This window comes from Kitasatospora sp. NPDC050463 (assembly GCF_040655255.1).
Lineage (GTDB): Bacteria > Actinomycetota > Actinomycetes > Streptomycetales > Streptomycetaceae > Kitasatospora.
The window spans coordinates 1-8,704 of record NZ_JBFAJO010000149.1 but is presented as its reverse complement, the minus strand read 5'-3'; the positions used below and the strand labels follow the sequence as shown (position 1 = coordinate 8,704).

Sequence of the window (8,704 nt, the reverse complement as noted above, 5' to 3'; positions counted from 1 at the left end):
GGAAGAGCGGAACGTGGCACTCGCGAATCTGCTGTACTCGAGGAGCGAGGGCGGGGAGGCTGCGGCGCGCGGCGCGGTGTGGGTGAGGTCGGCGTCGTCCTGGAGCCGCGTCATCGGACGTTCACTGCCTCGCAGCCGGCTCGACGGAGGCCATCGATCCGACGGCGCCCGCCAGGGCGTTGGCGTAGGCGGGGTGAGAGGGTGCAGGGTGTCACCATGTCCGAACGCCGCGACCGCCGTCGTCTCCACGCCCGCGCCCGAGCTCTGGGGGTGCCCATTGAGCAGGCCGGCCGCCAGGCTCTCTTCCGCCGACCCGGACGGCTGGTCGTGGAACCCGTCTGGTCGCGTACCACCGTGCCGGCCCGGGACGAGGCTCCCGCCACTGTCCGGGCGATGCCTCCGGTGCCGGTGGCGTGCTGCACGGTCTCCCGAGACCGACAGCTCACGGATGGCGGGACCGTGGTCGTGCTGACCCGCCACACGGCCGACTGCCCGATCTGGTCCGCCCGCTGACACGATGGTTGTCGGCCCGATTCCGGGCGGACAACCATCGCGGCGTCTTACCGGGCACTCTAGTGAGACCCCTGTGCCTGCCGACAGAAGTGGCAGCGCTCCCGGTCCTGGGGATTTAAGTGGTGAGGGCGTTGTAGTTGCCCACTGGTCTACCCGAGCGGTGCGAGGGTCAGCAGGCCGCAGCCGTAAGCCTTGGCCTTGCCCAGTCCCCCGATCAGGACGCCGCGGAGGGCATCGGGGTCGGTGACTTCCAGGCGGCCGTCGAAGGTGACGGTGGTGAGGGTGACGCGCCCGGCGGCGCCGCGCTTGGTGAAGGCGGTGTTGCGCTGGCTGTGGACGGCGAGCTGGTGTTCGTCACCGTGTTCGGTGTGCCGACGGTCCAGCGGTTTGGTGGTGATGCGGAATCCGCCGGCTTCCTGCCGTTGGAGCAGCCATTGCATCTGGTGCCGGGGGGTGATGTGGGCGGTGCGTTTGGTCGGGGTTCCGTCCTTGACCCGGACGTGATGAACCGGGTTGGCGGCCAGGCGGAAGTTCCAGCAGGTGCCCTTGTCGAGGCGTTCGAGGAATGGGGCGTAGTTGTAGGTCTGCCAGCCTGCCGTCCCGGTCGCGGCTGCGGCCGGCCAGCCGGCCTGCTCCACGAGGTGTGTCAGGTCGGGGCGGGAGGGGCTGACGACGTAGAGCAGCACCTCGGCCGGGGCGTTGTGGTCGACCCGCCACAGGACGCGCGGGCCCGGCGCCGTGGGCAGGAGCTCGGGGAAGGAGGACATGACCGCGGCGTGCATGGTCTGGGGTGAGGACAACAGCCTGCGGGCGTCCGGCCGCGCGGTGTTGAGGCGGAAGCGGGTGAGGTACATCAGACGCCTTCCAGGTGTTCGGTCGGGTCGTGCACGGGAACGGTCGCGCCTGGCATCGTGCGTGGCCGTGCCTGTGGGTTGGGCACAGTGACAATCACGGTGCGCACGGTGCGCAGCCCGTGCCGGCGGTGGCGCGGGTCGAAGCTCAGCGGCTGGTCGCGCAGGGTGTCGGCCTGGGCCGGGGCATCGGCGCTGCCGTCCGTCGCCGCTTCGATCAGAGCGGTCAGGTCGACCGCCGGGTGGTGGCGTCGCTGTTGCTGGTACCAGGAGGAGGCTTGCCAGGGGAGCTCGGCCAGTACGGTGTCGAGGCCGCTGGCGGGGTGGACGGCCAGTTCCAGCGGCCTCGACGGCGGGCAGGAACGGCGTCCCAGGTAGGGCAAGTAGGCCGGCGCGCGAAGGGCCGCGTGGACCTTGTCGATGAGCGGAGCCGGCCCTTCGACAGCCGCGACGAACACAGCGTCGGCGAGGTAGAAGCGCTCGGACAGCGGCATCGACTCACCGGTGTCGAAGTGCTGTGCGGTCTGGTAGTCGCGCAGGCGGGTGCCCGGCTGGTCGATGCGCACGCCAAAACGAAGGGCGGCGAGCTCGCCGAGCCCATCGTCGTCGGCACGATCCAAGCCGAGCGCGGAGGCGAGGAGCCCGATGACACCGCTCTTGGTCGGGGCGGACTCCGTCGTGCGCCGGGCGAAGCGCGAGGAGGCCCCCCACGACTGCAGGGGGCCGGCCAGCTGCAGGGCCAGCACGCTCATCCGCGCTGCTCCAGGCGTTCGGCCACGGCGGCACCGACGGTGGTGACCAGGCGGGCCAGGCTCGGCACCTCGTCGCCCACCGAAGACAGCTTGGCGGTGGCCTGCCCCACGCGCAGGACCCAGGTCTGGGCGGTGTCGTCGCCGTAGGCGCGTTCGATCTCCGGGGCGTAGTCGGCGAGGCGGGCGCACGCGGGTTCCAGGTGGCCGCCGGCACCGTCCGCGGTCACCGGCTTCTCGAACGCCGAGACGAAGCTCACCGGGCGTGTGGTGCGCAGGGTGACGATGACGGCGTCGGGCAGGGTGTGGTTGCCGAAGGTGTTGATCTTGCCGGTGGGCAGGGAGGAGACGAAGGCGTCCAGGAACGCCTCCACAGCGCGGCGCACCGGCGTGGCGGGCGCCTCCTGCGAGTCGAGGCCCTTACCGAGGTTGCGCTCCAGCAGATCGACGTCGACCGCGGCGTACCGGTACAGGGTGGCGGAGTTGAAGTCGACGGTGCCGATCATGCCGGCGCCCGGTTCGGCGTCGCCGCTGCGATCGTCGACGGCGGTGAAGTAGTCCGACTCGGTCTCGGCCCGATGCACGCTGATGGCATGAGCCACCTGAGCGGCGGCGTCGACGTTGATGTCTGTCGAGTCGGCGACCATACGGCCGAACAGGGCGATGTCGACCGAGTGCCGGCTGTCGGCGATCCTCTTGGCGCGGGCCTTGACGTCCTTGTCCTTCAGATGCGCCTTGATATCGGCGGCACCTTCCACCGCGAGCTCCGCCAGGCCGTCGAGCTGGCGGGAACTGAGGAACAGCAGGTACGACGACTCCGGCGCGGGATCGGGATCGCCGTTCTTCTTCGCCGCGTCGACCTTGCGCTTAGGCGGCTCGATCTTGGATCCGGTCGCCGCGTGCAGCACCTCCGCGGCCAGCGCGAGCGCCGCGGACCCGTCGACAGCCGGCGCCAGCACGGTGATCCGTTCGCCGAGGAGCTCAGCGACGCGCTTGGTGCGCACCCCGAGCTCACCCGGATCGAGGATCCCCTCGAAGTAGCGGCGCGTGGCCCGCTTCCACGACTGGCTGGACACCCGGGCACGGGTGGCGCCCCCGTACACCGACGTCTTGGGCGCGCCCGTGTCGTCACGGTTCAGGTTGCTCGGCGGGACGTTCTGCAGAGCGTGCACGTCGAGGATGATGCGGCTTGTCACTGACTGTCGTCCTTCTGGTCCGTGGCGGGGGCGTCGTCGCCGCCCGCCGGGTCTGACGAAACGGCGCGGTAGGCGTGGAAAGAGCGGCCCCAGGAAGCACGGACACGATCCCGGCCGCCGGGCCGCTGCCACTGGTAGAGCTGCTCGGCGAGCAGGGCGTAGTCCAGGGCGAGGTCCTCGCGGCGCAGTAGTAGCGTGATCTCGCGCAGCCGGGTGGCCAGGGCCTCGAGGCTCGGCGCGGACCCCGCTCGCACGAAGCGCTTGCGGGTCGGCTCGTCGATACCGGTGCCGGGCATGAGCCTGCGCACAGCGGCGCCAAGCTCGTCACCATCGGCCCGGTGCATCCGAGAGGACCGGGACTGCTGGTGCAGCGACCAGAGCGTCGCCGCCGTGAAGAGAGCGGTGTGCGCGGCCTCCTGACGCAGTGCCCGGTCCGCGTACAGAGCCTCGGTGTCCAGCAGGCCCCACAGGTCGGGGACGACGGCCACGTCCTTGCCCGCGCCGCGGCGCAGCCGGGCCAGGGCGGCGACGGCGTCCGGCCGGTCAGCGAGGTATCCGTTCTGCAGCCGGCCGATCTCGCGCCCGGCCAGGGCACCGACCGGGCCGAGGGCCTCACGCCGTCGGGCGGGAGCCGGTGAGGCGGTGGTCATACGGTTGTCCTTCGAGGGTCGGGATTGGTGACCGCGCCGGCCGGGCCGGCGCCTGTCGCGGTTTGGCCGGAGCCGACTGGCTGGGCCGGAATGCTGACGGTCTCGGCTTCGGGCCGGTCAAGCCCGGCGACGGCTACGGCTGGAGCCGCGAGCGCAAGGGCGCGCCGCAGCCGGCCGCGGAACCACAGATCGGCGGCGGCCGCGGTCAGCCACGTCTCGGTCTTCCCCTCCGTCACGACCCGGCCCTGCCAGGCGGCCTCTCCCGCCTGAGCGACCAGCTCATCGCCCAGCCGGCCGATCTCACGGCGCACCTGGCGCTGCCAGCCGCCCCGCAACGCGGCCGGATCATCACCCTCCCGGATACCGGCCAGCCACAGCCGGTACGGGCCGTCCAGGGCAGCGAAGCCGGCGTCCCGCGCGGTCAGCCTCGGGGTCTGGGACTCGCTGCCGGCGGCTCGCGCGATGTCGCCGGCCAGGTCGCCCAGCGCCCGCACGGCGAGGTCCGCGTCCGAGGCCGCGTCCACCGCGGCTCGGCCCAGTCGCTGGTCCACCTCGCTGAGCAGCACGAGCGCGAAAGCCACCGCGTCGCCGCTGATCTCATCGATGACGGACTGCTGCGTGCCGTACACCGCGCCGAATGTCCTCAGCCGCATCAGCCTGCCCTTCGGCAGGATCCGATCGGCCTCCAGGCGCGCCAGCCAGTGCACCAGCCCCGGGCGCAGCTCTGCCGCCGCATCCCCCGCCGCCGCCCCGGAGGTCGGCGCCGCGGCGGCGATCAGCGACCCCAGCCCCCGCCACGCCGCGCGCGCCGGATCCACCTCCCGTGGCATGTAGACCAGAGGCCGGCCCAGCTTCTTCTCCTGCGCCTGGCTGCGCCGCCAGCCCGTCATGGGCTCGACGGTGTGCATGTTCTGCGGTGCGAGGGGGTCGCCGTAGGTGAGGACGACGCCGTGCACGCCGTCGCTGTCGGCGTGCAGCCGGATGCGGCGCGACTGCCAGGTGTAGAGGTCGCGCGGCCCGGTGGGGCGGGAGGCGAGGTCGGCCGCGGCGCCGGGGCCAACTGGGTCGCGTCGCCAGGCGGGCAGGTCCCCGCGGACGGTGCTCCAGTGGTCGGCCGCGATGAGGTTCAGCAGCAGCGTCTCGCGCAGGTTCTCGCCCTCGGCGAGCACTCCGCCCAGGCCGCCCGCCCAGGCGGTGCCCTGCGGGTAGGCCTTCCCGGCCTTGGCCCGCGGATCGCCGACCACACCGGTCTTGATGCCCGAGGTGTCGTACGCCTGGGCGTGCACCACCCAGCGGGCCGCCTCCGCGAACGAGATCCTGGCGGCGCCCGGGAAGCGGGCCGTGAAGAACGGGTTCCCGTTCGGGACGTCCGCCACGATCCGGTTCAGTGGGAAGACCTCGTCCTTGCCCGTCCGCAGGCCCGCCGTCTGGAAGAACGGAGCGGTGGGGTGCAGCAGGTCGAACCTGCCGCGATGGCGCTCCAGGTAGGGCAGGACCGGGGCGAAGGGTGACGGGTCCTCCCACAGCTCGGCCCAGTCCTCGACGTCACCAGGTCCCGCCAGCGCGTCGTGGACGATGGCCAGGAGCAGCCGGGTCAGGGCGAAGTCCTGGGTGGGAAGGTCGCCTGCCAGCCGCCTGATCCGGCCGGCGTGTGTGAACACCTCGGACAGCGACAGTTCGCGCTCCGAGCCGTCCGTTAACTGCACTGGGATCCAAGCCTGCTGCGTCAGGTCGAACGCCGGTTCGTCGGCCGCGTCCTGCACCTGGTCATCCGGCACGTGATACCTCGAGTCCGTTCTCGCGGGTGTACTCGAGGCGGAACCCTGCCAGAAGGGTCGGACAATCGGGGGTGATCGGAAGGATCAACTGCCCTGCCAGCCAAGGGTTGTCCTTGACTTGCCAGCTTTCGAAATAGAACAGTTCAAGTTCGGCGATAACCCGATCAAATACGTGCGGCTGGGTGAACCGCGCCGGCAGGCGCAACGCGCAGGCCGCTGCCGCCTTCGCGGCCTTCGGCGAAGGCACCGCCCCCGTCGGCAGCGGCAGACCGCCGCGCCCCTCCCCCGCCCAGCTCACCGTCGCCAGCGACCCGTCCGCCAGCGCCTCGACCACGATCACCTCCAGGCTCTCCGCACTGTCGCGCACCTGCGCCCGCCCGGCCCGCGTGTCGTCCGCGTCCCCGGCCCCGCCCGCCAGCCAGCCCATCAGCGACCGCCCGGCCTTGCCCGCCTCCCGGATCCGGAACACGTCCGCCGTCCGTTCCTTCTCCGCCCGAACCCGCTCGTGAACCCGCCGCGCCTCCTCCAGCTCCTCCGCCCAGAGCGCCGGCCCCACCGGCCCCTCCCCGTACACCTCCTGCACCAGAGCGCTGATGTCCTGCGGCAGGACCAGCGGCCGCCCTTCGTCCAGATACGGAAGCAGCGCCGCGAGGGAGCGCAGCAACGCGTGACGCCCGTATACCGCCTGCGACCCGGCGACCGCGACAGGCACCGGCCCCGCCCAGTCCACCCCCGTCAGCAGACACCTCGCCTCCCGCAGCGGCGCGGGCCGCTCCGGCCGGACATGACGGTGCAGCCGCCCCACACGCTGCAGCAACAGGTCGACCGGCGCCAGGTCACTCACCAGGAGGTCGAAATCCACATCCAGCGACTGCTCCGCCACCTGACTGGCCACCACGATGTGCCGCCGCGGCCGCCGCGCACCGTCCGGCCCGAACGACTCCAGCAGCCGCCGGTCGTTCTCCGCCCGGTCCACATCGATGAACCGCGCGTGCGCGACCGACACCGCATCCGCCCCGAACCGCTCGCGCAGCGCCGTGGCCGCCTCCAGTACCCGGTCCACCGTGTTACGCACCACCAGCGCACAGCCCCCGCCGGCCAGCTCCACCTCCAGCCGCTCCCCCAACGCCTCCAGGTCGTCCTCGAGCCGCTCCACACGCACCTTGTGGCCGCGCCCCGACGCCTGCGGCGCAACGATCCGCGGCTCATGGCCCGCGCACACGGCGGTCAGCAGCGGATACTCCCGCGCCTCCTCCACCGCGGCGAAAGCTCCCTCGTCCTGCGGCGCGCCCGCATAGGCCTGCGCCAGCGTCCTGCGTCGCTTCGCGGGCAGGGTCGCGGAGAGCACCACCACCGGCACCCCGTACGCACCCAGCCAGCCCAGGACCCGGTCCAGATAGGCGTTCATGTAGGTGTCATACGCGTGCGCCTCGTCGATCACGACGACTTTCCCGGCCAGGGCCAGATGCCGCAGGACCAGATGCCGTCCTTTCAAGCCGGCGAACAGCAGCTGATCGATCGTCCCCACCACGAACGACGACAGCATTCCCTTCTTCCGGCCCGCGAGCCACTGGTGCGCGACCAGCTCGGCCGGCGCCGCACTCTCCTCGCCCGCCCCCGGCAGCCGGACCTCACCGTCCACATCCACCGCCGCGACCCTGCGCCACGACGCGGCCCTCAGCTCGGCGGCGTCCTTGTTCAACGCCGCCTTCGAATGGGCCAGCAGCACCGACAGGCGGTCCCCCTTCCGCACCGGCAGCCGGTCCAGCCAGTCCAGCAGCCGCGGGAACATCGCGTTGCTCGTCGCCATCGTCGGCAGCGCGAAGAACACCCCGCCCGCACCACTGCGGGCTGCCAGGACCTCCGCCACCGCCAGCGCCGCCTCGGTCTTCCCCTCACCCATCGGCGCCTCGACGATCAACAGACCCGGTTTCGCCATCGTGCGCGCCACCTCGACCGCCATCGCCTGCACCGGCCGCACCACCGCCCCCTTCGGCAGGTCGAACCGCGACGTGAACACCTCCTCGACCGTGCCCTCGGCCGACTCCGCCCTCCACGGCCCCGGCAGGTCCAGCCCCTCCCACGCCGCGGCCGCCCGACGCCCACCCTCCCGCCCGGGCTCTTGCGGAAAGTACGGGAACAGATCCGGATTACTCGCGATCCAGTCCGCCATGATCACCAGACCCGACAAGACGACCTGCACCGTCTGCGGCAGCTTCACCCCCCGCCACTCCCGAAGCCGCCCCTCCACCCCAAACTCGGCCGCACAAGCGTCGAGCAACTCCTCCTGCACGCCCCGCCACAGCGCTTCGCTCTCACCCGGAGTCCGCAACAACTCCGGACGCGCATCAAGATCCACAACCGCCGGATGATCCGGCGGCACCCCGTGATGCCCACCCACCACCACCGCGAACTGCGCCGTCACCCGCCCCGGCCAGCCGAACCGCTCCCCCAACCACTCCTGCAGCAACAGCTGACCCGCCAGCCCATGCGGCGCCACCCGACGATCCCGACCCATCCCGCCCCGGTACGCCATCTCCAACCCCGCCGACCGCATCCGATCCGCCAACCCGTCCACCTGACACGCGAACGCCGGCGTCGCCTTCCCGATGTCGTGCACCCCCGCCAGCCACACCGCCAACCGACGCCCGTCCACCTCACCCCCGGGAAGAACCTCCGCCACGAGCCCCCGCACCCGCGCCGGCAACCACCGTTCCCACAGCAACCCCGCCACCGCCGCACTATCCGCCATGTGACACCACAACGGCAGCCAGCCCTCACCGCTCGCATCGTGCTTCGCCCACACACTCCGCGCCCGCGCCGACAACCTCAAACGCAAACCACCACCATCGAAAGCCATTCGCACACCCCACCCTGAAGTTCCCCCGCTGAACTGGACAGCCTGATACTGGGACGGTTGAGTCCCGGAGGAAGCAGTCCAGATCGTGAGTGGCAAGAGCAACATGA

The 8,704-nt window shown here is 71.7% G+C and carries 6 protein-coding genes; all 6 read right to left on the bottom strand.

The genetic code is table 11. The features are described 5' to 3' along the window. Window positions 1-662: 662 nt before the first annotated feature. Genes cas6e through cas3 form a run of 6 tightly spaced genes read right to left on the bottom strand, consistent with a single transcriptional unit; the run spans window position 663 to window position 8,489 of the window. Entirely contained in the window at window positions 663-1,367 is a 705-nt protein-coding gene (gene cas6e, locus AB0J08_RS40205) for a type I-E CRISPR-associated protein Cas6/Cse3/CasE (RefSeq protein ID WP_360644686.1), read from the bottom strand. Next, the gene (gene cas5e, locus AB0J08_RS40200; protein WP_360644683.1) at window positions 1,367-2,116 is read right to left on the bottom strand and encodes a type I-E CRISPR-associated protein Cas5/CasD; all 750 of its coding nucleotides are present in this window, start codon (window positions 2,114-2,116) and stop codon (window positions 1,367-1,369) included. The genes cas6e and cas5e overlap by 1 nt, the downstream gene beginning before the upstream one ends. After that, on the bottom strand, window positions 2,113-3,309 hold the full coding sequence (cas7e, locus tag AB0J08_RS40195; protein ID WP_360644680.1) for a type I-E CRISPR-associated protein Cas7/Cse4/CasC: 1,197 nt from the start codon (window positions 3,307-3,309) through the stop codon (window positions 2,113-2,115). Before cas7e ends, cas5e begins: the two co-directional genes overlap by 4 nt. After that, window positions 3,306-3,959, bottom strand: coding sequence for a type I-E CRISPR-associated protein Cse2/CasB (casB, locus tag AB0J08_RS40190; protein ID WP_360644677.1), 654 nt, complete (start codon window positions 3,957-3,959; stop codon window positions 3,306-3,308). Before casB ends, cas7e begins: the two co-directional genes overlap by 4 nt. Beyond that, window positions 3,956-5,737: a type I-E CRISPR-associated protein Cse1/CasA gene (casA, locus tag AB0J08_RS40185; RefSeq protein WP_360644674.1), complete on the bottom strand. Its 1,782-nt coding sequence runs from the start codon at window positions 5,735-5,737 to the stop codon at window positions 3,956-3,958. Before casA ends, casB begins: the two co-directional genes overlap by 4 nt. Then, window positions 5,727-8,489, bottom strand: a complete 2,763-nt coding sequence (gene cas3, locus AB0J08_RS40180; protein ID WP_360644689.1) for a CRISPR-associated helicase Cas3' — start codon at window positions 8,487-8,489, stop codon at window positions 5,727-5,729. Before cas3 ends, casA begins: the two co-directional genes overlap by 11 nt. Between the last annotated feature and the right edge of the window lie 215 nt (window positions 8,490-8,704).